The sequence below is a fragment of the Pedobacter sp. GR22-10 genome, assembly GCF_026239715.1.
In the GTDB taxonomy this organism is placed as follows: Bacteria; Bacteroidota; Bacteroidia; order Sphingobacteriales; family Sphingobacteriaceae; genus Pedobacter.
In genome coordinates, this window is record NZ_JAPIVR010000001.1 from 1,696,825 (window position 1) to 1,720,940 (window position 24,116).

The 24,116-nt window shown below is 38.9% G+C and carries 19 protein-coding genes and 1 tRNA gene; 11 read left to right on the plus strand and 9 right to left on the minus strand.

The genetic code is table 11. The annotated features are described in order from the left end of the window. Positions 1–164: 164 nt before the first annotated feature. Positions 165–572: a helix-turn-helix domain-containing protein gene (locus tag OQX64_RS07350; RefSeq protein WP_265818247.1), complete on the minus strand. Its 408-nt coding sequence runs from the start codon at positions 570–572 to the stop codon at positions 165–167. Positions 573–700: 128 nt separating this feature from the next. Between OQX64_RS07350 and OQX64_RS07355 the strand changes: the two genes are divergently transcribed. The 3 genes from OQX64_RS07355 to OQX64_RS07365 are packed head-to-tail and all read left to right on the plus strand — an operon-like array spanning position 701 to position 3,171. Then, a complete protein-coding gene (locus OQX64_RS07355; RefSeq protein WP_265818248.1) occupies positions 701–1,600 on the plus strand; it encodes a HEPN domain-containing protein in 900 nt (299 codons plus the stop codon). A 37-nt stretch (positions 1,601–1,637) separates the two neighbouring features. Beyond that, positions 1,638–2,876 (plus strand): hypothetical protein, encoded by a 1,239-nt coding sequence (locus tag OQX64_RS07360; protein ID WP_265818249.1) that lies wholly within the window; start codon positions 1,638–1,640, stop codon positions 2,874–2,876. 7 nt (positions 2,877–2,883) lie between these two features. After that, positions 2,884–3,171, plus strand: coding sequence for a hypothetical protein (locus tag OQX64_RS07365; RefSeq protein WP_265818250.1), 288 nt, complete (start codon positions 2,884–2,886; stop codon positions 3,169–3,171). A 351-nt stretch (positions 3,172–3,522) separates the two neighbouring features. On the opposite strand, the gene OQX64_RS07370 is transcribed toward OQX64_RS07365, so the two are convergent. Continuing rightward, positions 3,523–4,809 carry a hypothetical protein gene (locus OQX64_RS07370; protein WP_265818251.1) on the minus strand — a complete coding sequence of 429 codons (1,287 nt, stop codon included), beginning with the start codon at positions 4,807–4,809 and terminating at the stop codon, positions 3,523–3,525. Between the two features lie 14 nt (positions 4,810–4,823). After that, positions 4,824–5,798 carry a hypothetical protein gene (locus tag OQX64_RS07375; protein ID WP_265818252.1) on the minus strand — a complete coding sequence of 325 codons (975 nt, stop codon included), beginning with the start codon at positions 5,796–5,798 and terminating at the stop codon, positions 4,824–4,826. A 553-nt stretch (positions 5,799–6,351) separates the two neighbouring features. Here OQX64_RS07375 and OQX64_RS07380 point away from each other — a divergent pair. Then, complete coding sequence (locus tag OQX64_RS07380) at positions 6,352–7,269, plus strand: hypothetical protein (protein WP_265818253.1); 918 nt, start codon at positions 6,352–6,354, stop codon at positions 7,267–7,269. On the opposite strand, the gene OQX64_RS07385 is transcribed toward OQX64_RS07380, so the two are convergent. Further along, positions 7,266–7,982, minus strand: a complete 717-nt coding sequence (locus tag OQX64_RS07385; protein WP_265818254.1) for a hypothetical protein — start codon at positions 7,980–7,982, stop codon at positions 7,266–7,268. The genes OQX64_RS07380 and OQX64_RS07385 overlap by 4 nt on opposite strands. A 179-nt stretch (positions 7,983–8,161) precedes the next feature. On the opposite strand from OQX64_RS07385, the gene OQX64_RS07390 reads away from it, so the two are divergent. Further along, entirely contained in the window at positions 8,162–9,919 is a 1,758-nt protein-coding gene (locus OQX64_RS07390) for an RNA-directed DNA polymerase (protein WP_265818255.1), read from the plus strand. Between the two features lie 28 nt (positions 9,920–9,947). Here OQX64_RS07390 and OQX64_RS07395 read toward each other — a convergent pair whose 3' ends face one another. From OQX64_RS07395 to OQX64_RS07410, 4 genes are all read right to left on the minus strand, one after another. Further along, positions 9,948–10,196: a hypothetical protein gene (locus tag OQX64_RS07395; protein ID WP_265818256.1), complete on the minus strand. Its 249-nt coding sequence runs from the start codon at positions 10,194–10,196 to the stop codon at positions 9,948–9,950. 485 nt (positions 10,197–10,681) lie between these two features. Beyond that, positions 10,682–11,218 (minus strand): ORF6N domain-containing protein, encoded by a 537-nt coding sequence (locus OQX64_RS07400; RefSeq protein ID WP_265818257.1) that lies wholly within the window; start codon positions 11,216–11,218, stop codon positions 10,682–10,684. Positions 11,219–11,272: 54 nt separating this feature from the next. Next, complete coding sequence (locus OQX64_RS07405) at positions 11,273–12,496, minus strand: site-specific integrase (protein WP_265818258.1); 1,224 nt, start codon at positions 12,494–12,496, stop codon at positions 11,273–11,275. Between the two features lie 248 nt (positions 12,497–12,744). After that, positions 12,745–12,817: transfer RNA gene (locus tag OQX64_RS07410), tRNA-Lys, on the minus strand. A gap of 425 nt (positions 12,818–13,242) precedes the next feature. On the opposite strand from OQX64_RS07410, the gene OQX64_RS07415 reads away from it, so the two are divergent. After that, entirely contained in the window at positions 13,243–14,511 is a 1,269-nt protein-coding gene (locus OQX64_RS07415; protein WP_265818259.1) for an Hsp70 family protein, read from the plus strand. Between the two features lie 35 nt (positions 14,512–14,546). Here OQX64_RS07415 and OQX64_RS07420 read toward each other — a convergent pair whose 3' ends face one another. Then, complete coding sequence (locus OQX64_RS07420) at positions 14,547–15,551, minus strand: LacI family DNA-binding transcriptional regulator (RefSeq protein WP_265818260.1); 1,005 nt, start codon at positions 15,549–15,551, stop codon at positions 14,547–14,549. A gap of 261 nt (positions 15,552–15,812) precedes the next feature. Between OQX64_RS07420 and OQX64_RS07425 the strand changes: the two genes are divergently transcribed. The 5 genes from OQX64_RS07425 to OQX64_RS07445 all read left to right on the plus strand — a co-directional run bounded on the left by OQX64_RS07425 (position 15,813) and on the right by OQX64_RS07445 (position 24,115). Beyond that, positions 15,813–17,525 carry a glycoside hydrolase family 13 protein gene (locus OQX64_RS07425; protein WP_265818261.1) on the plus strand — a complete coding sequence of 571 codons (1,713 nt, stop codon included), beginning with the start codon at positions 15,813–15,815 and terminating at the stop codon, positions 17,523–17,525. A 1-nt stretch (position 17,526) separates the two neighbouring features. Further along, complete coding sequence (locus OQX64_RS07430) at positions 17,527–18,870, plus strand: MFS transporter (protein WP_265818262.1); 1,344 nt, start codon at positions 17,527–17,529, stop codon at positions 18,868–18,870. Between the two features lie 4 nt (positions 18,871–18,874). Continuing rightward, entirely contained in the window at positions 18,875–20,059 is a 1,185-nt protein-coding gene (locus OQX64_RS07435; RefSeq protein WP_265818263.1) for a glycoside hydrolase 100 family protein, read from the plus strand. Positions 20,060–20,070: 11 nt separating this feature from the next. Beyond that, positions 20,071–20,979, plus strand: a complete 909-nt coding sequence (locus OQX64_RS07440) for a carbohydrate kinase family protein (protein ID WP_265818264.1) — start codon at positions 20,071–20,073, stop codon at positions 20,977–20,979. Between the two features lie 103 nt (positions 20,980–21,082). After that, entirely contained in the window at positions 21,083–24,115 is a 3,033-nt protein-coding gene (locus tag OQX64_RS07445; RefSeq protein ID WP_265818265.1) for a SusC/RagA family TonB-linked outer membrane protein, read from the plus strand. The last annotated feature ends 1 nt before the right edge of the window (position 24,116 follow it).

Below are 24,116 nucleotides of genomic sequence, written 5' to 3' on the forward strand. Positions count from 1 at the left end.
AACATCTTTTATATTCTCCATAAACTCATTTCAGTAATCAAATTTATTTTTCAATTTTTGATTATGAGTTTTTAATAACTGAAAGGATGAAAAACAGCTGGCTAAAAGGTAGCCAAAAAATTAGATTACAATTTAGGTATTAACAACTCAGCGTAGTAGATGAATTACTTATTTTTTAAAAGCTCATTTTTTTCACGCTCACTAGCAAGCAGGCGCTCATACAGCTCTTTGTTAGCGTCTAAGGCTTCCATTAATTTTTCAATAGGATTAAAATTACAATTGAATGCATTGTAAGCTCCATTGTTGAAACTATTATCGTTAAAAGTGTTGAAGTAATTTATCACTGCATCGTCCGAAAACTGGTGTATTGCTTCCTTAGTAACACCTAAAACCTTTGCAATTTTTTCCAACATTGCATCGTCAACTTCCTCACTCTGCTCTATTTTAGAAATCGTCTGTTGGCTTACGCCAAGTTCAATAGCAAGAAAATCTTGTTTTATACCACGTATTTCCCTGATGCGGCTGATCTTTCTGCCGATGTGCACTTTGTTAGATTTTGTAGGCGTTTCCATAAAGCAAATATAATAAATTCCTAAGATAGTAATGAACCAATGTATTGTAGTAAGATACCAGCTTTATTGGTAGGTTACGGCATTGCCATACCTCATTTTTGATCTCAGAAATCAAAAACGTCACGATTATGGAAACACAATTCTCGCAATCTGGTCAGTTCCAGAAAGAAAACTTTTCGGCCTTTATCAAAGAGCTGGTTCAGAAATTTAAGCCCGAGCAAATATATAACTTTGGCAAAAACATCGATTTTAAAGTCAATAACGGGTGTTTTATAGAGAACCACAGTACAGAAAACTATCATTATTTTTTGTTGATGGTAACCGAAAGCGTTACCAGAATTGAACACGAAGTGCAGGACTTTGCTAATAATAAATACCCTTTGGGTAAGATAACCATATTGGCTCATGGGCAAGAAACCATTGCAGCGGCGATAAAGGCCAATAACAGGTTCTTCATCACCATTTACAACGAGGGTACAATTCTATATAGTCGGGATGGTATGGTACAACCTTTACAGGCCACAAGCTTGATCCCTACACAGGGAGCAGTAAAAGCCCAAAAACATTACAACCACCGCTTTCCATTGGCAACAGGATTTTTAGCAAGTGCAAAAGAATGCATGACAAACCAACATTACAATCTAAGTGCATTTATGGCGCATCAGGTAGTAGAACAATGCTGTATTGTTTTGATAAGGGTTCATCTGGCTTACCGTTCTGATATACACAACCTGTATAGACAACTTCGGTTGTGCGATAGCTTTTCTCCGGCACCATCAAAGCTATTCTTATCGGGCAGTGAAGAGGATAAACGGCTCTTTGATATCATGGTAAAAAGTTATTCCGCTGCACGTTACAAGGATAACTTTAAGGTCGAAGAAGCCGATGCGGAACAAATATTCACCCGTGTTTCAACTTTTTTAAAGCTTACCCAAATGATGTGCGTGGAAAAGATAGAATCCCTTGCACAAGTGGCGGAATCTTACACACAATTAAAAAAAGAAAGTGAGGTGGATTATGCCGGATAAAACGATTCCATCGATAAACTTCTTTCATTTGCCTTTTATGCCAAATACAAGGATACTTACAGAAAATACACTGAACCAATATTCCGAGATCAGAAAACCTAAAAGGGGTTATTTCCCCATTAAAATTAGGAAGATATCTTTCAGCAATGAACTGCTTTTAATCGGTGTAATTCTGGACAAAGAGCCCGAAGAAATGGTTTACATTAAGGTTACCGCCTCCGAACTATTAATAAGTTGCAGCGTTGATACCCACGAAAATTATTTGAGCCGTTACGCTTATTTTTCGCTTACCCAACTGATGTACTATCACACGGAATATGATTTCGAAGAATATTATTGGCCGGATTTCTTTGATCAGGAAACAGGGGAATCTAAGTACCTGATGATTCACAAGTCTAAAGATAATTTAAAGGTATCTTTAAAAGTGAGCTATAAAGGCTTTTATAAAACGGGAAAGCAACTTCCTGTAATATCACAAAACCGTGTTCCGTTAAGAAAAGCACTTCCTTACACCCAGGAACAACCACCTAAAGAAACGCATGTGATATTAGGTTTCTGCCTTGCCGATTCGAATAATGAATGGTATCGAACTAACCATTATCCTTTTTTGGTTCCTTATACAGGGATTTTGAACAAGGCTAAAACCGAGGTAAGAAGCTTTACAACATACGTGCTTAATGAAATGCAACTTTCTGAAATCGATCTTTCGGACGAACAACAAAACCTCGTTGAGATTTGCTTCGACATGAAGAAAATAGCCTTGGTTGCTAACCCGGAATATAAAGAAGACGCCCATAAGCTTTCTGAAAAACGGAAACAGAACCAAAATAATTTCAATCAGCTTTTTGAGCTCTGGCAAAAGGCGCTTCCTTTACTTTCAGAAAGGTTGTACACACACTACATTTATACATATGGAATGCGTAATGTAAAAGGCAAGCCAAGAAGATCGTATATGACGCCATGCGCCTTTAATAATGAAACACCAGAAATCTGTTTTCTATGGAAAGATAAGGGCGATTATTATAAACTGGAACTTCGATTAATGCTTCAAGGAAGAATACATTCGCTACAATATTATTTCAATACCGCTTTCTTTGCTATGCTGAGCTACAGCCCGAGAAATTATGTGCTGTTGAACTCTGTTGATGACAGCCAACTGGTTAGTTATTTTCAGCAAAGCCAATTTAAGCTCTTAGTACTAAAGAAACACTATGAAGGTGATTTTAAAAATTTTGTAGATCAATTAAGAATGGTATATCGTTTCATCAATAAATAAAGAGGTTATGGAAGAAATTTTAAAGGCTTTAAATTATCAACCTGTTGATATTTCCGATGAAGATCTTGATAATCCTGTGCCGTCAATTACTTATTTTTTCGTGAACCATCCGATTCACGAGTCCCGTACTAAGCTTTGGGAGCTATACGAGGGATGGATTCATTTCGCTGCTGAATCGCCAGATGGGGAGGAGTTGACAGACATGTTATTTTTTTACAATCAATTGGTGGAATTACTGAATCTGTGCTATGTTTTTGCGCAAAAAAACAAGGGAGATAAAGAATTACAGGTTTAATGCTTCAGAAATGCGTTAACAATACCCGTTGTCCTTTTCCGTAAAAGCCCAAGAAAAACCCCTTCGATTTTGCAAGCCGCAAATGTGGGGAGGATTGACCTAACATATGTATAGAAAAAACATGGATTTAAAATTCCTGATACAAGACAATTTTATTGTTCTTAAATTTTTTAAATTGCAGTAGTCCGGACGGGTTCTTAATTTAATACATTTTAGACGTTTAAATTATGTTTGAGGCGATTTTATTCTAAACTCACCGAATTTTTCAATACAAATAGCTGCATTTGCTATATATTAAATATGCGCTTTTCTACTCAATTATCAAAAAATATCATTTCTCTTATCAGAGCTTTAATCGTTAAAAATCGGCGAAATTCCCGCTAATCCCCACATATGCCAAATAACTGAAAAAGGGCAAGGATTTTCCAGGACAGTCCTCTTCCATGGCTCATCACAGAGTTCCGAAGTAATGTCTTTTGATTTTGGATAGCTACAAAACTTTTTCATTTGACAACCCTTCTGACCATAAAGCAATAATTTATTGACTTCCTGAATCGCCCGTAGCAAAACTATTTGGTCAGTTGCAATTTTTGGATGACTGAAATAGAATGCATCTTTTGAGTTGGACATTAAAGGAAAGCCGAATTGCTTTGTCAATAGCACAAAATTATCTCTGCGAATAAGTTTAGTTGGTGCGTTCAAAATGTCCACCCAAAAGGAAATATTCCGAACTCTGAATTTTATTCCCATATCGATAATGTGATCAAACCAGTTCCTTATATTATCAAGTCCAGAAACCGTAAAGTAATCTTTCAATTGGGACTTTGCCAGTTCAGCCAATTGTGGATAGTGATAATAAATTGATCCCGATTGCCCGTTAATATCTGTAAATTTGTAGCTTTCAAAACGGTCGTAAAGGTCAAGATATTTTTCTGGCATATATTGTTTTTTGTGCATTTCACTGATAAAATCCACAAAAAACTTTCCCGGATGAGAACTGTTCAATGATATATCGCATATAAGCGCAACATGAATTGGATCTACAGCAAGCTCAGGATAAATAAAATCACAAACTTTTTTTGCTATTTGATAAGGAAAATAAGGCCCTTCAACATCATCAAACATGCTCTCCTCTATCAAATTTGCCATCCCTTCCGAAATACATACTGCTCCGAAATTGAAATGATCCTTATTCCCTAGAATACCAGTAAAGCTAACTACTACTGATGTCACCTTCATTTTTTCAGGACCAACTTCTTCTGAAATCTGTTGAATTTTATCAATGCTTAGAATACCCATCATATCATGCTCTGCATCTCCTTCATACCAGTTGAAAAGCTCCATATTAAATCCAGAAGGACTATCTGCATCAATAGGCACAGGTACTACTATGTTTTTGTCGGCACGCTTAAGAATATCATTATTTACAAGTTTTTGCGTATCCACCACTTGGGAAATCATGCCTAGCCCGTACAGCGTTGTAATATCCTGGATATAGTGAATATATTCGTGAAACAACGTCGATTTACTCCTTTCAGATAGGTCATCGAGATTCATAAGGCCTTCCGATGTATTAATTTTTAAAAAGAAAAAGGAAGGCAGGTAAAAGCCATGTCCTGAATTGTAAAATTTTTTCATGCAAATTCTTTGAGTTAAATTTCTCCTCCTCTCAAACCTAGCGCCTTACCAATCGGATACGAAATATCGCACCATCTAAAATTGGTATAAAGCCTACTACCTGAATCGCCATGCATTTTCATCAAAACCAATTCGACGCCCTTAGCTTCTAGATCGTTTAGGGGTTTTTCATAGATAATATCATCCGCAACCAAAACTATGTTTTCGGACATAAAAATTCTTTCAAGTTGTTCAAGAACCTGGAAGGCTATCAATTCGTCCGTTTTCCAAAGTTTTAATTGTATGTCTTTCATATCATCAACCTGTGACCTCGGGTCGGGTAGATCAAGTACGTTTTCTAACCCATGATGCGAACTCATAAACACAACACAATTTATATCGTTTTTAGCATGCTTAAACGGGTTATAAAGTAAAATTTCATGAATGACTTTTTGCAAAGAAGGCTTTTGAAAAGACTTCTCAGGCCAAATTTCAGTATATAAATTTCTGGTAGCATCTATAGCTTTTTCCAAAAAAATCCCATCGACAATAATGGTGGTATAATTTTTCAAGGGCTGCGCAACAAGTCGCTCCTGTATCTTACCTACAACTTTACCACTAAATATTTTATCTGCATGCAAGAGGATCGAATTCTCCGTGATGTTCAATATATATCCTTTATGATTCTCATTCCACAATTTGATGTCTTCCGCAAAGAATGTATATAAAACCTCATCTTTGCAAGGTCTATTTACATAAAGAAACAGTATAAAATTATCTTTGACATAATCGATTGGAACATCTACCGAGCTCCCTTTTTTATCGTCTATTGTCCTCAGTTTTGATTGTATTTTCAGGAATTTTGTAGACTTTTCAGCAATGCCATCCAAAATCAACAAATCGGCCCCATCTTCATCGAAAGTGGGCTTTGTAACCTTAAAATTATTCTTGATCAAAAAAGACGTTATTAGCAGTTCTGCCTGCATCTCCCTAGGCTTATTGTCTCCCATTCTCAATGTTAAGAAATAAAAACCACTCCCATACAAAATGCTTGCACTCTTTTCATCCTATCACATACAAAAGGGCTATAACAGCCCTTCATCTCAAATGAATAGCGCAACTATGAAATTCTAATGAGGCTTCCTGCAAAGGGTATACATCCTAGACATAGATTGGATATAAAAAAAGAGAATTTACCTCCTGAATTCAATAAAAACTTTTTCACATGTACTATTGAAGCTAAAGAAGGTACATGTTATACCTGCTTTGATCGTGGTTGGAGAGAAGAGGAACGATGCATTTATCTCAAGGATTTCCAAGCAAGGCAGCTGTATAGCTATAAAGCAAAGTCATAAGTATATGACCTATTGCACAGTTAATACTTTTTTCTTTCAATATGTATTTATTACAGCATTTCAAACCCCAGATCTGACTCTTTAGTGTTTGGATTGCGTCTAAGCTGGCTGCTCTGCCCGCATAGAAATTTTCTCGCTTTAATGTTTAAAACCCAATTAAGTTTCTAAGATTAATAGATAGTATATTTGGAGCTTAGCGTCTTACAACATGAAATTAATCAGCGATATCATAAATGATCTGGTGAATGATAATATCTCGCTCACTGTAGCCCTAAATAAAACAAAGGTTCTTGCTTCCAGGATAGGAAACACAGGATTGTTGAATTGGCTAAATAGGGAACTTTCAGGATATCCAAATTTTGATAGTGTCCCAGAGTACAGGAAAACCATTGGAACCGTAAAGGGTGATGTAATGAATGTAGGGTTTCAAGCGAACAATTATCCATTGCAATTCGATTTCGGTGAAGACCTGAATAAGCTAATGACAGAATTTAAGACTGTAGATAGCATATCAACAATCGAGGGTTTTCTTGTTGCGCCCAAGAATAAGAACAACGGATCTCTTGTACTTCGTTATCCTGATAATTTGAAAGATTCCTTGGAGGGGATGATGCAGAATACCAACGGGCCTTATTTTCGGTTATTGAACGTAGGGATTAGTGTGCCTCTGCAGTTTGCAAATGCCATTATCGCTTCGGTCAAGAATAAGCTTTTGGATTTCATGCTGGCACTGGAGAAAGAATTTGGAATGGAATCAGATATCTCAGACTTCAAGGCGAATACTACAAAAATCAATTATATCATGAATAACACGATCAACAACAATGGGGATGGAAACGTCGTAAATACAGGTGCGAATTCAACTATAAATGCCACTATAAATATTTCCAAAGGAAATAAAGATGCGTTGGTTGATACCTTAAGAAACAATGGTGTGGACAATAACGACATTGCCGAGTTATTAACCGTAATCGATATGGAAACTCCGGAAGGAAATGGTTTTGGCACAAAGGTTAATGGTTGGTTTCAGAAAATGATTTCCAAGTCATTGGACGGTACCTGGCAGGTAGGTATTGGAGCTGCTGGAACACTATTGGCTGAAGCTTTGAAGGCCTATTATGGTTAATTTCCTGTATTCCCCGGTTTGACCTCTATCTTAGAGTCTCCGCCGGTATTGGTAATATTATTGCTGCCGTGATTAGTAATTTCGTTGCGGATGTAATTGTTGACTGTTTGGTTATTTTCTGACTGTCTAGTCCGGAAGGTACCAACTTCGATCTGATAGCCAAATTCTTCCCCGATTTCCATTACGAAAGCTAAGAGTCTTGATCTTACAGTACTAAGGATTTGCGTTACAATATTTGAATTTGTTATTATCGTGGCACCAACAACGATAATCCTGGTGTTGGATCTATAAAGTTTTGCGGTAGGCTCCTGAAGCAGGTGGAGGTATTCTAGCGGAACACTTACAGAGAGCATGTCCGACCCATTTTCAGTCTTTGCTGACATGGCTTCTAGAACCTTGATCCCTTCCGCAACTGGCACATGTTCCATTGCTTCACGGTAAGATTTTTCGATCATAGCTAAAGGGAGTTCTTTGGTATGTTCATAGGAACCAGCTTGAAATTTAACCATCAATTGAGCACGACCAAGTCTGTACTTTGGCATTTTGGCTTCCTTGTAACCATTGATTTCCAGATCTGTAAATGTTTGAAGGCTCTCATTTTTTATCAACCTGGCTAAATAATTCAATTTAAGCAATGGAGATTCAAGAGAAAGGTTTGGATCCAGAAGATCGTCAATAACCTGTTGTAAAAGAAATGTTCTGTTGTCGTCCATATACCAGCCAGTTTGACCAAAGTTAACCAATTAATTTATGATTGCGCTGTGTTCGCTGATTGAGACCGTTCACAATAAAACCAAAGCAATATCGGAAGACAACTATTTAGGTTGACATACACTGATTAAATAATATATACAGTATATTAGTCTTTAGATTCATATATAAAATAACCTCAATGACAATTGACGATCTCATCACGAAAGGCTTTCTTCCAGAAGAACTTCCACCAGTATTCACATCAGAAGATCTATCAAAAGTTTTACGGGAAATTATTCCGCAAATTGACATTCTAGACCCACTAATAGGAAAAAAAAGACTACCCAGTAAGGCGCTCCATTTCTCCATCCCAAAGGTAGGCGGATATCGAAGAAATTTAAGTGTCCCCAATCCCTTGTTCTATATCAGGCTCAGCAAGACTATTTCTGACAATTGGGCGGAAATATACAAGCATACTGAGAAGTCAACATTATCAATGTCAAGACTTAAATTAGGATCAAGCAGGGCAATTGCAAAGCCAATATTTGACGAACTCATCCAAGAGCGCATCATCCGTTCGGCGGGAAGTAGACATTTACTTAAAGTCGACATATCGAGGTTTTATAACTCCATTTACACCCATAGCATACCATGGGCCTTACACACTAAACCTATTGCAAAAATCCATCGAAAACGCACACCACATTTTGGAAATGCCTTAGATGAAGATTGCCGTAAACTTCAGGATGGACAGACAATAGGAATACCGGTAGGGCCGGACACCAGCAGGGTTATCTCTGAAATCATCCTCTCATCAATAGACCAAATCCTAATCAAAAAGCTTCCAAGCTTTAAGGGAGTAAGGATAATAGATGATTATTATTTATATTTTAAAAATCTTGGAGATGCTGAATTGGCTCGCGCAATAGTGCACCAGACTCTTAGGGAATATGAATTAGAACTAAACCCAAACAAGGACACAATAATTAGCATACCGGAAGTATTGGAATCTCTTTGGTATAAAGATCTTAAGGCTGTAAGGTTTTCCCCTGACGCAACGAAACAAAGAAAGGAACTGATCGGTTTCTTTGACAAAGCATTCTATCATGCCAAACAGCAGCCAGACGATGCGGTCCTTTCCTATGCAATCTCAAAAATCAGGGCGACAATATTCAATGAGAAAAATCTAGTGATCTTACAATCTTTGCTGCTTAATTCAATCGTACATGAATCCAGAACGATTCATCTGCTATCAGAAATTTTAATCAGCTATCACGAAAAGAAACACAAATTTGATCTTAAAGGAATAAAATTTGGACTAGAACAATTCATAGATTTTCATTGCGAAATGAATAATGAGTTTGAAATATCCTGGGCATTATGGACAATGAAATCACTCAAATTAAAACTAAATTCAAAAATTGCGGGAAAACTGTCAAAAATAAATAACTCAATAATCTCCTTGGTCTGCCTAGATATGAAAAGAGCGAAACTTATTCCCAAGGGGCTTAACACCGCTCTTTGGAAATCCGTACTAAACAAGGAAAATCTATATTCCGAACACTGGTTGCTTGCATATGAGGCAAAAAGAAATGGGTGGCTAAAAACAGCTGATAATTATCTAGACGATGATCCATTTTTTAGCATCCTAAAGAAAAAGAAGGTCAAATTCTACAAAGAAAATAAAACAATAAATACTACAAAAGTTAAGGTTGCCTCGAATGCGCCATCGGTTGCTGAATATAAGTCAGATGAAGATGCCTTTGACGAGATGATGGAAAAAATTAGCAAAGAACAGCATAGTCCACAAAAAAATCCTTCGATATTTGATCTTGCGGAATTATCAAAGATAGACGTTGGCCTCCCTGATTTTTTTAAATCTGAGAATTTAGAACCATCTAAAAAACCTGAGCTTGCAAAAAAAACAACAAAGGGTCATTCTGAACATTCTGATTAATAACTAATCAAATAAGCCCATCTATACATTAAATCAATTCTCCATTTTGATCAAATCCTAAATCTAAAATTTCATACATACCAGATGGGCGTACCTCGCCTTTGCAAGAGTAATGTGATGCCGACCAGAAGTCGCCACGTGGAATTGATGTTGTAGACAATCCAGTAACCGGATCCGTTGTCAGAATCAGCCATTCTTTATCAGCAACCGCATTTATGGCTTCACCATCGAATCTGTCACTGCCACCTATAAATATTTTATTGTGTCGACAATACAAGACTATGCGCCCTATAAATCTGATCACAAACAACACAATGCCTAAACCAGGTATTGGCCGCTACCACCTCCAATAGCCGATTTTCGATGGTACTGCTGGAATTAGTGCGTTTTAAATCAGGTTGCATGTAAATTCTGCCTTTTTTCTACTTTCATAAGGTAGATGAAGCTGTCGGAAATCATGACATTTACGCGGTCCAGCATAGGAGGTAGAAAAAATCGACCATGAAAAGGGGATTAGCAAGAGAAACTGACAGATATGTTATTTTATTATAATCAATTGGTCGAACTGCTGAACCTATGTTATGTTTTACCAAAAAAATTGAATTGAATAGCGATATTACCAATCAAGAACCATGAATAGGATTTACTTGAATTATGCCTGCAAACTAGGCCGTCCCGCATTTGCGGCCTGCGGAACGGCCTACGCTCTCGGCTGTTACTGTTCCCGCTTTGGGCATATACAGAGAAGCCAGTAACAGAAAACTACAGTTCGTCGGGCTTGAACCCAATTCGTGTCCTTTTTGGCGCTGGCCGTTCTTGTTTCTCCAGCAGTTCGTCAAGGTAGCGGAAAACTATCTCCATGTTTTTGTCTTGGTTATCCAGTTTCCCTTTAATCTTTTCAATCTCGAGTCTGATCTCGGTATTGTCGGAAAGCACATGGCGCATTTTGGTAAAAATGCGGATGATTTGGATGTTTACCTCAATAGCCATTATACTGTTTAGTACACTGGAAAGCATTGCCACGCCCTGTTCGGTAAAGGCCATGATGTTATATTTCGAGTGCGCCCCGTGTCTTAAGGTGCCAAATTGGCTCCTTAAGATTTTCTGTTCCTCCATGTTTAGTTGAAACATGAAATCTTCAGGAAAACGTTCCACATTCCTTTTTACCTGCCGCTTTAGCTGTTTGGTTTCCACTCCGTATAACTCCGCCAGATCGGAATCCAGCATTACTTTATGTCCTCTTATCATGTAAATCTGGTTCATAACCAGTTCATCAGAAATTTTGATCTTTGTTTCCATCTTATTTATCAAGTATTTAAAACGGTCGGCAGATGAGCTGCCGACCGGGTCGGATTAAATTGAAGCGAATATTTGTCTTAACGGCGCCATGTCACTGCTTACCTTTTCATCCAGCATTTTTGCATAGAGTTGGGTGGTGCGTATATTGGTATGTCCCATCATTTTAGATACGCTTTCTATAGGCACACCATTCAGTAGGGTAACTGTAGTGGCAAAAGTGCGCTTAGCAATCCTGTTGCCCAATGTTTTTACGATGCCCGACAGGGCGGCAATCTCCACCAGATACTCGTTCATTTTTTGATTGCTGGAAATCGGCAGCGCCCTGTTCTGACTGGCACAGAAAGGGTGATCTTTATACCTTTCCAGAATCTCAGCGGCTATAGGGATAAGCGGCACAGCTACAGGCGTACCTGTTTTTTTGCGATAGCTGAATAGCCACTTTTCCCCATCAATACCTATACGTATGTCGGTTTGTTTGAGTTTTTGCACATCGGCATAGGACAGTCCTGTATAACAGCTGAATAGGAAGAAGTCCCGAACCTGTGATAGTCTTGTGGTGCTGTATTTTTTGCCCGCAATGTTTTTCAGTTCATCCGCAGTAAGGTATTCCCTTTGTACAAGCTTTGATTTCAACTTATAGCCAAAGAAGGGATCAGTGATGATCCATTTGTTTCTAAGGCATATACGGACAATCTTTCCCAGGTTTTTAAGGTGCTTACTGGCGGTATTGGTATCGTTATCCTTTGAGGTATGTAGATAGAAATCAAAACCATCAATAAACTCATGGTCTATATGGCGGATGTTGAGGTCACTTGTTTGATATTTGAACGAAAGATATCCTTTAACATGCTTTTCAAGTACTATAAACCGCCTCAAAGTTCCTTCCGCATAATCTTCCTTCTCTACAAGTGCGGCCATGTTTGTGTTGTGAATTTTAATAGCCTCCATAATGGTGTGTGTTTTTTCGGCCTTGCCTAAGAATTTGCATTTAACGCTATCAGCGGTTATTGCAGCTCCGTCCGCGTTTAACTGGCTATGCGATGCATAAACTTCCGCTTTCATATTTTCAAGATAGGCATTCAGGGTTTTAACATCTTCCTTTGTTCCGATGACTTTTCCGGCTTTTGCATTCCACCGCTCCGGCTCGCAGTTCCTGCTTGTTGACATTTCCGCACGCACCCCGTCCACCGTAATTCTTAAAAAGATAAAGTAAACAGCCCCTTTTGTGTAGTTTTTTGGCTTTTTCAAGAAGAAAAGCACGCTAAAATTAGTTTTCATAACGATAACATTAAGGTTAAACAAAAATAGCTTTGCAGTTTCATTCACACAAGATGTTCATCTATTAAACTAGTTGAATATCAATGCATTAATACGAATTAGGGGAGTTTGATATTATAAAGAACGACGCACCGAATGACGCACATTTTATATGCGATTTCGTGCATATTTTGGTATAACCCGTAAAAGCAAAAACCCTGCAATCGTTTGATTTGCAGGGTTTTAGTTCTCTTTGATATTGTTTCTTGTGATCCCGCTGGGATTCGAACCCAGGACCACTACATTAAAAGTGTAATGCTCTACCAGCTGAGCTACGGAATCATTATTGAGGTCGCAAAGATAGAAATTTTTTATAATAAACAATAAGCATTTAAACAAACTCACCTTATCATATCTGAAACCACTGATTCACAGTAAAATATTTTTAATCTATAAATCTTAAATTTGTCTTTGAGGAAAAATCGTCAGCCAAATCTGTCATGTAAATGCTTATTCAACCGTTGAAAACTTTTGATAGATAACCTCATTAAATTATAGATATTTGCCGAAATATTCTCTGAGCCTGGTTTAAATCGATAAAGCAAGATTCAGAAAACAGCAGCATATTCGAGATCAACAGATAATCATGAACAGATTTAGCAATGAACAGGAACTTCATGTGACATGAACTTAGCCCCTATTTGTTATCAATATTGTTCAATTATTTTATTCGAAACATGCTCCGGCAATTTTAAATTCAGTTTTACATGAGTAACTTTTTATACGGAATTGATTTTGGCACAACCAATTCAGCCCTATCCATTTACGACGAACAGAAAAAGGAAATTATTGATACGATTTCTATTCCCTCTCTCATTTATTTTACCGAGACAAAAAGTTTTGTTAATGGTGAAAGTCATATTGTCGGTGAAAAAGCCATTGACGCATACTTAAATGACGGCATGAAAGGGCGATTCATTAAATCCATTAAACAAATTCTGTCGAGAAGTACCTTTACCGAAACCCGGATCCACAATAAACGCTATACCGCATCAGATTTAGTCACCCTGATTCTTAAAGATTTAAAGGCAAAAGCAGATCAAATCATAGGTGAAGAATGCAATAAGGCTGTAATTGGAAGGCCTGTATTTTTCGATGATGACAACACTTCTAAAGATACCTTGGCACAAACCCGATTAAAAAAGGCAGCTGAAATGGCTGGCTTTACGGAGGTGCGTTTTCAGTTTGAGCCTATTGGTGCAGCTTTCGCTTATGAAAAAACCATCAAGGAAAAAGAAAGGGTGCTGGTAGCCGATTTAGGTGGCGGTACTACTGATTTCACCTATTTAATCCTTGACCCTGAAAAAGTTGGGAGCAACGACCGTAAAAATGATATGATTGCTTCGGGTGGAATTTATATTGGTGGTGATAGCCTGGATTCTGCCTTTATGTGGGATCGTGGAACACCTTACTTCGGCAAAAATACCATGTATGAAGCTACGCCGGGGAAAAAGTTAAACGTACCGAAATCGCTTTTCGCCAATATCTGTACCTGGGATAAAATGAATTTCTTTAATGGCCTGAAAATCCAGAAAGAAATGGAGGATTACTACTATTATTCCGGCAATGATCCGAAGTTTAAAAACCTGATTACCCTGGTCGATCAAAATTTAGGCTATTCTGTTTTCAGGGCCATTGAAAAAACAAAGATTGAACTTTCCAATCAGGCACAATCTGATTTCCGGTATTCCAACATGGGGATTGAAATAGATGAAAGCATTTCTATAGCTCAATATAATGGTATTATAGAAAAGGATGTCAATAAAATTGAAGCCTATCTCAATCAATTTATGGAAGTCCACAAAATCAAACCAGAAGATATCGATTGTTTATTCTTAACCGGTGGAACATCAATGGTGGCTGCCATTCAGCAACTGTTCAAAACCAAGTTCCCGCATATTCCACTTAACTCCGGTGATAATTTTAAAAGTGTTGCCAAAGGTTTAGCGTATAGCGGCTACCTTTTTGAAAATTAAACGATTAATCCCCCCAACCAACTTTCCCCTAACCCCTACATTGACCCCCCTTCAATTAATCGCGATTCATCAATAATCGTTTGCGCAAATGAGCTTCCGGCAATACAACGCATCATTCTACTCAAGGCAAGTTTCCCCAACTTAAAGCCGCTGGTTTCTGCGTAAGTAATCTCCGGGTAAAACAATTTCGGAATCATGCCATCACTGATACAAATAATCCCTATATCCTGCGGAAACTTTAAGCCCTTCCGCTGTACAGCCTTCATTACGCCAGCAAGGATTTCATCACTCATACAGAATATGGCAAGGTATCTCCCTTTAAAATCAGCAAGTGCTGTTAAAACGATCTGTTCTGCCTCATCAGCACTGCAGGCATTCACGGTTTGCAGTTGAATCCCTTGATTACCTTCAGCCAGTACCTGATTAAAAGTATGATAGCGAACCTGGGTGATCGACATATTTTGATCGCCAAAAATACCCAATACATCCTTAATACCTTTTTTCAAAATTGCTGAAGCGGCCAGTGATGCCGCATGCTCATCGGCTACGCAAATTTTATTACACAGTTCATAAGCGGGTACCTTATCAAAAAAAATAACCGGAATACCGTATTCATCCATTTTTAAAAACGGGGCAATATCTTTAGTTTCTGTCGTGATGGATATAAATACACCAGATACCCGCTTAAGCCTGCAACTTTTTAAAATCTCCAGTTCAATTTGCGGATCATTAGAAGAACGGTAGATAAATACGGAATATCCATACCGCCGGGCATCCTCCTCAATGGAACTAATGAAAGAGTGATAAAAGAAATTGGATAAACTAGGCACTACAATCGCAAATTCTTTATTGTTATGCGTGCGAAGATTCACCGCATATGGATTGGGATCATATTCTATCAGGGCTGCCAGCTCATTTATCTTTCGCTTGGTTTCAGCAGAAATGTCTGGATGATCTTTCAATGCCCGGGAAACAGTTGATATACTCACGTTTAATTGCTCGGCAATTTTCTTTAAAGTTGGGTTCGGTCTCATCTTCATACTTGGTTAACCAAATATAAGTTTTCCACAACAAACATTTGCGGAAATGTTATCGCAAACGTTTGCGGTAATTATTAGATTCAATTTGATGGTTTTAAATTGAATTAAACCTATCTTCATATTATAAACAAGTGGCAATGTAGAGGTAACCCGCCTTTTGCTACGCACAACTAACCAAATAATAATGACTGATACTGTAGTGATACGAGTATAGTGTAAAAAGATATTATGAGATTTCTCTATCTGCGAATGATAATCTGCTTGCTTATAATCTGTGTTGGAAAAACCCATGCACAGAAAAAAAATATAAGGCAACCCAAATGGTGGAAAGAAGCTGTTGTTTATCAGATTTACCCAAGAAGTTTTAAGGATAGTGATGGCGATGGAATTGGAGATTTAAAGGGGATTATCTCCAAGTTAGATTACCTGAAAAGCCTGGGCATCGATGCCGTATGGCTAAATCCGATCTTTTCTTCGCCTAATGATGATAACGGATACGACATTAGTGATTACCGCAGTATCATGAAAGAGTTTGGCACGATGAAAGATTTCGATGCTTTACTGAAAGGCCTTCACCAGCGAAATATTAAATTGGTACTGGATATGGTATTAAACCACAGCAGTGATGAGCATGAGTGGTTTAAACAAGCCAAACAATCTCGTACCAACCCCTACCATAATTATTACCATTGGTGGCCTGAAGAAAAAGGAAAGCCTACCCCACGTTACAGCTTCTTTGACGTTAATAATGATGCCTGGAAATACGATGCAATTACAAAATCCTATTACCTCCACTATTTTTCGCAAAAGCAACCCGATTTAAACTGGGAGAATGAAAAGCTTCGTAATGAAATATATGATATGATGAAATTCTGGTTGGATAAAGGCATAGATGGTTTGCGGATGGATGCTTTTCAATATGTTTCAAAAGATACCACCTGGAAAAAATACCCGGAAGGTTACGAGAAAAATATCATTAAATATTACGGAATGGGTCCGAATCTGCACCACTACCTCAAAGAAATGAACAAAGAAGTGATGAGCAAATACAACGTCATGACGGTTGCTGAAGGTGCCGGAAGCACATTGGAAGATGCACATGCTTTGGTTGATGAAGATAGACATGAATTAAATATGGCCTATCATTTTGAAATCATGGACATCGGGAACGATCCCAAAGGTTACCTGCTCACCGATTTAAAGAAAGCCTTTACCAAATGGGAAACATCATTTGCCGATAAAGGCTGGCTGGCTGTTTTTCTGGCGAATCATGATGTACCCAGAATGGTAAGTAAATATGGCAATGATAGCCCTGAATTTAGACAAGCTTCTTCAAAATTATTAACCACACTGATCATGACCATGCGGGGAACGCCATTTTATTTTAATGGAGATGAATTGGGCATGTCGAACATTAAGTTTGATCAGATTGAAGACTACCGCGATATCGCCACCATTAATGCCTATAAAAATGCGGTTTTAAAAAAGGAAAACCTCAAAACCTTCATGGCTAAGCAGCAATTCATATCTCGCGACAATACCAGAACGCCTTTTCAATGGGATAACACCGCAAATGCAGGCTTCAGTAGCGGAACGCCGTGGATCAAAGTGAATCCAAATTATAAATCCGTTAACGCATTTGGGGAGGAGAAAGATCCAAACAGTGTACTCTCCTATTTTAAAAAGATTGTTGCATTCAGAAAAGCAACACCAACCTTAATGTATGGCAATTATCAGGCATATGACCTCGAAAATCCGGATGTATACTGCTACACCAGAACAGATGAAAAAGAAAGCCTGCTGGTGTTGTTAAATTTTTCTTCAAAGGAAATTAACTATCATGTTGATCAGAAAATTAATACCACCGCAGCAGCACCGGCCATTAATAATTATACAAAATCTCCTTCCAAAAAAAATAATAACATCAAACTGATGCCATGGCAGGCAGTGGTTTATAAACTGAACAAGCATTAACATGATCGTTGCACAACCAGAAAAAGGAGAGAAAATCTCTAACGCGGTTAAACTTAATTTCGGTTCCATCATCGCCATGAACATGGGCTTTTTTGGCATCCAATACAGCTTTGGCTTGCAGCAAACCAATATGACCCCCATTTATTCTTATCTGGGCGCCCATGCAGATCAATTGCCTCTGCTTAATTTAGCCGGACCAATGACGGGCCTGATTATTCAGCCGGTTATTGGTGCCATGAGCGATAAAACCACGAGCAGGTTCGGCAGAAGACGTCCGTATTTTTTAATTGGTGCCATCATTTGCAGCATCTGCCTATTTGCCATGCCTTACAGCAGTTCCATCTGGATGGCTGCCGGCATTTTATGGATTCTGGATGCCGGAAACAACATCACCATGGAGCCATACCGGGCTTTTGTAAGTGATAAATTACCTACTGAGCAGCATGCCCTGGGTTTTCTAACCCAGAGTTTTTTCACTGGTTTAGGCATTACCCTGGCCAACCTTACACCGGGCATCCTTATCGCCGCTGGTTTAATCAGCATTCATGCCAGAAGTGGAAATAATATACCATACACCACCTATGCAGCTTTCTTTATCGGCGGTGTGGTATCTATCGGATCCATTATGTACAGTTGCTTTAGCACTAAAGAAACGTCTTTAACTCAGGAAGAAATTCAGGACATCAAAGCAGCTTCAGGAGGCATCGGAAGCATTTTGAAAGACATCAACGAAGCATTTAAAACCATGCCGCTGACCATGAAAAAGCTGGGAATTGTTTACCTGTTTAACTGGTACGCCATGTTTATATACTGGCAATTTATTACGCTTTGCCTCGCTAAAACCATTTATAACACCAGCGATGCCGCATCAGCAGGTTTTGCATCGGCACAGTTACTCACCGGAACTGTAAATGGTGGCTATAACGTAGTTACTTTTTTAGTCGCGTTTCCACTAGCCTTTTTTGCCCGGAAAATCACGGCAAGGCGGGTTCATTTGTTAAGTTTAATCTTTGGTGGCATCTGCCTGATCTCCCTACCGGCGATACACGACGCAAAACTTTTATTTATCCCGATTATGGGTTTGGGTGTGGCCTGGGCCAGTATGATGGGTACGCCTTATGCCATGCTTGCCGGGAGTATTCCCAAAGAAAAAACAGGCATTTTTATGGGCATCTTAAATATGTTCATCGTCATGCCAATGCTCCTGGAAACCATCACTTTTAAATATGTATACAAATATTTGTTAGGTCATCACCCTGAAAATGCGATCATCTTTGCCGGTGTACTCATTACCATTGCCGGTGGTTTTGTTTTATTAATCAGACGCAAGGATCTTCAAGTTTAAACTTATGGTAAACGAAAAATCATATCAGCAAGCGCTGAACCTTTTACACGAAGCCTCAACACCATTCGGATTTGTAGCCGCCGTAAATGAATACGACAATTACAAACGCGTTTGGACCAGGGATGGCGTTATTACCAGCATTGCCGCGCTGTTAAGTGGCGATGAGCAATTAATTAAAACAGCTCAATCAACCATCGATACCCTCTTTAACAAACAGCACGCAAGTGGTTTTATGCCTTCAAATGTTTCGCCAGCAGATGGTGCAGCCAGTTACGGCGGTACATCGGGCAGAGCCGATAATCCTTCCTGGGCTGTCATTGGCTTATGTACATACACCATTTTAACCGAAGATTATAGTCTATGGAAAAAATATCAGCAACAAGTGGAGAAATGCCTTGCGGTGATGGAAGCCTGGGAATTTAACGGGAAACACCTGATTTATGTGCCGCAAAGCGGCGATTGGGCTGATGAATATATTCAACATGGCTACATTCTTTTTGATCAGCTGCTTCGTGTTTGGGCTTTGAGACTGACTTTCAGGCTGACAAAAAATGCAGTTTATTCAAAAAAAGCACAAAACATTACCGCTGCTATTATCGATAATTACTGGAAAACCGAACAACCAAAAAATGCCTATGCACCTAATCTGCTACATCAGTTAACAGATGCTTCCGGCGATTTCTGGCTGATGGGCTTTAACCCGGCAAGGATTTACGCCTATTTCGACCTTCAGGCAAATGCCTTTTCTTTGTTACTAGGTATTGGAAATGACCAGCAGAACAATATTTTGTTGAAATATCTAAAAGATAATTATGCAGAAAATCAATCGCTGATTCCATCATTCGCACCAACGATAGAAGTACACGATGCCGATATGAATGAATTGAAAAATAACCATGCTTATTCCTTCAGAAACCTGCCCAATTATTTCCACAATGGTGGTTTGTGGCCGGTATGGAATGGCTGGATGGCAGCAGCATTACATCTAAATGGGGAAACAGATATGGCACTTCATTTAACCATGAATATTCACGCGGCTAATCAAAATGAAAACAGCTTTAATGAATGTCTGCACGGCTTGGCCAAAACACCTTGCGGTGTAGAAAAATGCACATGGAGCGCCGCTGGTGCCATCATTGCTGAACAAGCCTTGACTCATCCGGAATTTAAAAACTTATTTAAAGCGTAGTGCGCAAGCAAATGGAATCTATCAATAACATTTCACAAAAAAAGGCACTGGTTATCGGTGAATTACTGGCTGATATCATTTCTGAGGAAAATATCCCATCCCTGGCCTCACCGTCGGCATTTAAAATTAGCCAGGGCGGAAGTGCGGCTAACTTTTGCTGCAACCTGAAATGGCTGGGCATACCTGCTGATTTGGTGGCCACTGTGGGCCATGACAACCTGGGCCTTTTCTTAAAGGATGAGCTTGAAACCGCAGGGCTTTCCAATCGATATGTGCTGCGCTCGCCCAAACACCAAACTACGATCGTGCTGGTTGGAAAAAATCCGGAAACACCAGATTTTATAGCTTACCGCAGTGCAGATGCTTACATTACAAAAATTGAAGATCAACTGATCGAATCTGCAGATCTGCTGCATACCACTGCTTTTTCACTGAGCCTCTCCCCTGCACGTGAGACCATTCTGGCTGCTTTTTCAAAAGCAAATCTACTTCACAAAGAAGTTTCCATCGACTGGAATTTCGCACCTTCCGTCTGGGGTGAAAATGATGGCCAGGCAGTTTTCGAGAAAATTTGCCAGTTAAATCCCTTGCTGAAGATCAGTGTGGATGACCTCGAGCGCTTCAGCGGAAAATCATTAAGCATGGAAGAATCCAGGGAATGGTTAGATCAGCTAGATATAAAACTGATCTGCCTCACCTGCGGTAAAGATGGTGTATGGTACAAAGAACAAAGTGGGCAATGGCAATATCAGCCAGCACTTCCGGCAGCCGCCATAAAGGGGGTTACAGGCGCCGGAGATGCATTCTGGTCGGGATTTATTGCCGCCTACCTTCAGCATAAACCGCTGGAAAAATGCATCAGTTATGCGTTGGAAATCGCCAGAAAGAAAATAGAAACACCCGAACCTTTATATAAATAACAACTAACTTAAATTCAATATGAACCCATTTAAACCTGCACCACCTTAACCGCTAAGTGCGCTATTTTAAAATATATTTTTCTAACCATTAATTAAAACAACTATGAACCTTACTTTACTTAGCAATTGGTCTGTTTTCCACAATAAACAGAAATTGCATTTTTTAGGGAAACTGACAACCATTATCTTGCTAATGATTTCGCTCAGTGTTACCGCCTTTGCCCAGACTGTGGTAAAAGGAATTATCTACGACAATGACAAACTTCCGTTAGTTGGTGCTACCATTCAGGTAGCCGGCACAAACGTGAAAGCACAAACAGATGCAGAAGGAAAATACCAGATTGCTGTACCTTCAGCAACTTCAAAATTAATTGTGAGTTTTGTAGGCTTTGAATCGCAAACCGTTAGTGTAAACAATCAAACCCTGGTAAACGTTACGCTCGCTTCGCTTAATAATCTGGATGCAGTTGTGGTAGTGGGTTATGCCTCGGTTAAGAAAAGCGATCTTACCGGAGCCGCTGCCACTGTTTCAGCAAAGGATTTTAATAAAGGTCCGCTTAATGCGCCCGATCAGTTGATTCAGGGGAAAGTTGCCGGTGTGCAAATGATTAACAACAGCGGTCAGCCAGGCGGTGCCTCTACTGTTCGCATCAGGGGAAATTCGGCCATTACAGGATCCGGACAACCTTTATATGTTGTAGATGGTGTGGCATTAGACGGACGTTCGGCCAGGCCTTCTGCCAGCGCAGGTATTGGTACTGCTCCTGCCGGAAACCCACTCAACTTTATTAATCCGGCAGATATAGAATCCATGGAAATCTTAAAAGACGCATCGGCTACAGCCATTTATGGTTCAAGAGCGGCCTATGGTGTGGTGTTGATTACCACTAAACGTGGAAAATCTGGTGATACTAAAATAGACATCAATGCTTCTGCAGGCGTAGGTAACATTGCCCGCAAAGTTGACGTTTTAACAGGGGATGAATATCGTGCCGCACTCAAAAAATATGGTTTAACCAGCGGTGATTTTGGCACCAGTGTGAATGCTTTAGACGAGGTTTTACGAACAGCATACAACCAAAACTATTCAGTAGGCATTAGTGGCGGTACAAATGGTAATACATTCAGGGCTTCCTTGGGTTACCAGAATCAACAGGGAATTATTAAAGGTTCAGATTTTAAAAAATACAGTGCTGGTTTTAATGGAAACTTTAAGTTTTTGGAAAGCAAAAAGCTTGGTCTTGATGTAAACATGATCAGCAATCAGTATCTGGAAAATATTGCACCCATTACCACTGATGCCGGATTTACCGGAAGTTTGATCAGCCAGGCTTTATCCTGGAACCCGACGCAATCTTTCTATAATCCGGATGGAAGCTTATTCATTGATTATGGTTCTACAACGATCAATCCATTAGCTGCCCTGGCTGCAAACAGCGACAAAGCTAAAGTATCTACCATTTTAGGAAGCGTTTCGCCTTATTATAAAATTACGCCCTGGTTAGAATACAGAATGCTAGCCAGTGTAAACTACAGCACAGGGATCAGAAGAGCATCAACCAGAAGTACTTTAAACCTGCAGGGTATTCAGCCTTCGGGAGACTTTTTAGGTGGTTATGCCAGCTACTCCAATACAGAATTGGTTACGCAGCAGTTCACCAACACCTTAAATTTTAACAAAGAAATTGTTTCTAAACTGAATTTAAATGCTGTTATCGGTTATGAATATTCAAATTTCATAAATAAAAGTGCTGTTAATACGGCAACCGGTTTCGGAAATCTACCGCTTGACTACACTGATGCTTTTGAGGCTACACTTAAGGCAAACAGAACTTTTGTAACCAGTTATGATCCAACAACTGAATTACAATCATACTTTGCCAGGGCTATCTTTAACTATGACAATAAATACATATTAACAGCAACAGTCAGAGCAGATGGTTCAACAAAGTTTGGTACAAATAATAAATATGGTTATTTCCCATCATTTGCGGCAGCCTGGAATATTAAACAGGAAAGTTTTCTTGCCAATGTAGCCTGGCTGGATGTATTGAAAATCAGGGCAAGTTATGGGATCACCGGTAACCAGGATTTCCCTTCGGGCTCATCTCAGCAACGTTTTGTATACAGAACACCTAGCAAGGCTGGAGACCCTATTCCGCAGGTGGGTATAAATAACCAAAACGATAACTTAAAATGGCAGGAAGATAAACAAACCAACGCCGGTATAGATTTTGGCCTATTCGGAAATAAACTGACGGGATCTATCGATTATTTTAATAAAACCACAAAAGATTTATTATATCCGCAAACCGCATTTGCTCCGGCCGAGCAAGGTAATGTAATTACATGGAAAAACTTAAGTGGTGAGATTATCAATAAAGGCACAGAGATGAGTTTAAATGCCAATATTATTGAAAAAGATAATTTATCATGGTCTTTAGGCGGTAATTTAACCTACATTAAAAACAGAGTCGAAAACCTGAGCGACCTGATTAAAACAGGTGCTTTAAGCGGTCAGGGATTAAGTGATGTAACCACAGAAGTGATTCAAAATGGCCTACCCTTATTTGCCATGGTAACCAGACAATACAATGGTTTAGATGCCAATGGATTTTCTTTGTATACCGATGATGGATTTACCAAATACTATGTAGGCAATCCTAATCCAAAGTTTATCATGGGTTTAAGCACAAATTTAAGGTATAAAAAATTATCTTTCAGTGCTAACTTTAATGGTTCATTCGGACAAAGTATTTACAATAATACAGCAAACTCCGTTTTAGCAATTTCCAACCTGGGTTCCAGAAATGTTTCTTCAGGCATTCTTGCTTTACCTGTACAGGAATCTCTTGCAAACCCAATTGCAGCATCTTCCAGGTACATCGAAAAAGGTGATTATGTAAAACTAGCCAATGCAACCTTAAACTATAACATCGGCAATATCGGAAAAGCGATCAAATCATTAAATGTTTATATCAACGGCCAGAATCTTTTCGTCATTACGAACTATACCGGTTTTGATCCGGAAGTAAATGTAAACAAAAGTGTGAATGGTGTTCCTTCTGCCGGTATAGATTATACCGCATATCCAACAGCAAGAACATTCAATTTTGGTGTTAATTTTTCTCTTTAAT

What these genes read in the sequence shown, in the direction of transcription:
- OQX64_RS07360 (WP_265818249.1), top strand. Translation starts at nt 1,638, where the DNA reads ATGCCAAATACAAGGATACTTACAGAAAATACACTGAACCAATATTCC.
- OQX64_RS07405 (WP_265818258.1), bottom strand. Translation starts at nt 12,496, where the DNA reads ATGAAAACTAATTTTAGCGTGCTTTTCTTCTTGAAAAAGCCAAAAAAC.
- OQX64_RS07350 (WP_265818247.1), bottom strand. Translation starts at nt 572, where the DNA reads ATGGAAACGCCTACAAAATCTAACAAAGTGCACATCGGCAGAAAGATC.
- OQX64_RS07375 (WP_265818252.1), bottom strand. Translation starts at nt 5,798, where the DNA reads ATGGGAGACAATAAGCCTAGGGAGATGCAGGCAGAACTGCTAATAACG.
- OQX64_RS07365 (WP_265818250.1), top strand. Translation starts at nt 2,884, where the DNA reads ATGGAAGAAATTTTAAAGGCTTTAAATTATCAACCTGTTGATATTTCC.
- OQX64_RS07380 (WP_265818253.1), top strand. Translation starts at nt 6,352, where the DNA reads ATGAAATTAATCAGCGATATCATAAATGATCTGGTGAATGATAATATC.
- OQX64_RS07400 (WP_265818257.1), bottom strand. Translation starts at nt 11,218, where the DNA reads ATGGAAACAAAGATCAAAATTTCTGATGAACTGGTTATGAACCAGATT.
- OQX64_RS07435 (WP_265818263.1), top strand. Translation starts at nt 18,875, where the DNA reads ATGGTAAACGAAAAATCATATCAGCAAGCGCTGAACCTTTTACACGAA.
- OQX64_RS07390 (WP_265818255.1), top strand. Translation starts at nt 8,162, where the DNA reads ATGACAATTGACGATCTCATCACGAAAGGCTTTCTTCCAGAAGAACTT.
- OQX64_RS07430 (WP_265818262.1), top strand. Translation starts at nt 17,527, where the DNA reads ATGATCGTTGCACAACCAGAAAAAGGAGAGAAAATCTCTAACGCGGTT.
- OQX64_RS07385 (WP_265818254.1), bottom strand. Translation starts at nt 7,982, where the DNA reads ATGGACGACAACAGAACATTTCTTTTACAACAGGTTATTGACGATCTT.
- OQX64_RS07370 (WP_265818251.1), bottom strand. Translation starts at nt 4,809, where the DNA reads ATGAAAAAATTTTACAATTCAGGACATGGCTTTTACCTGCCTTCCTTT.
- OQX64_RS07420 (WP_265818260.1), bottom strand. Translation starts at nt 15,551, where the DNA reads ATGAAGATGAGACCGAACCCAACTTTAAAGAAAATTGCCGAGCAATTA.
- OQX64_RS07445 (WP_265818265.1), top strand. Translation starts at nt 21,083, where the DNA reads ATGAACCTTACTTTACTTAGCAATTGGTCTGTTTTCCACAATAAACAG.
- OQX64_RS07440 (WP_265818264.1), top strand. Translation starts at nt 20,071, where the DNA reads ATGGAATCTATCAATAACATTTCACAAAAAAAGGCACTGGTTATCGGT.
- OQX64_RS07415 (WP_265818259.1), top strand. Translation starts at nt 13,243, where the DNA reads ATGAGTAACTTTTTATACGGAATTGATTTTGGCACAACCAATTCAGCC.
- OQX64_RS07355 (WP_265818248.1), top strand. Translation starts at nt 701, where the DNA reads ATGGAAACACAATTCTCGCAATCTGGTCAGTTCCAGAAAGAAAACTTT.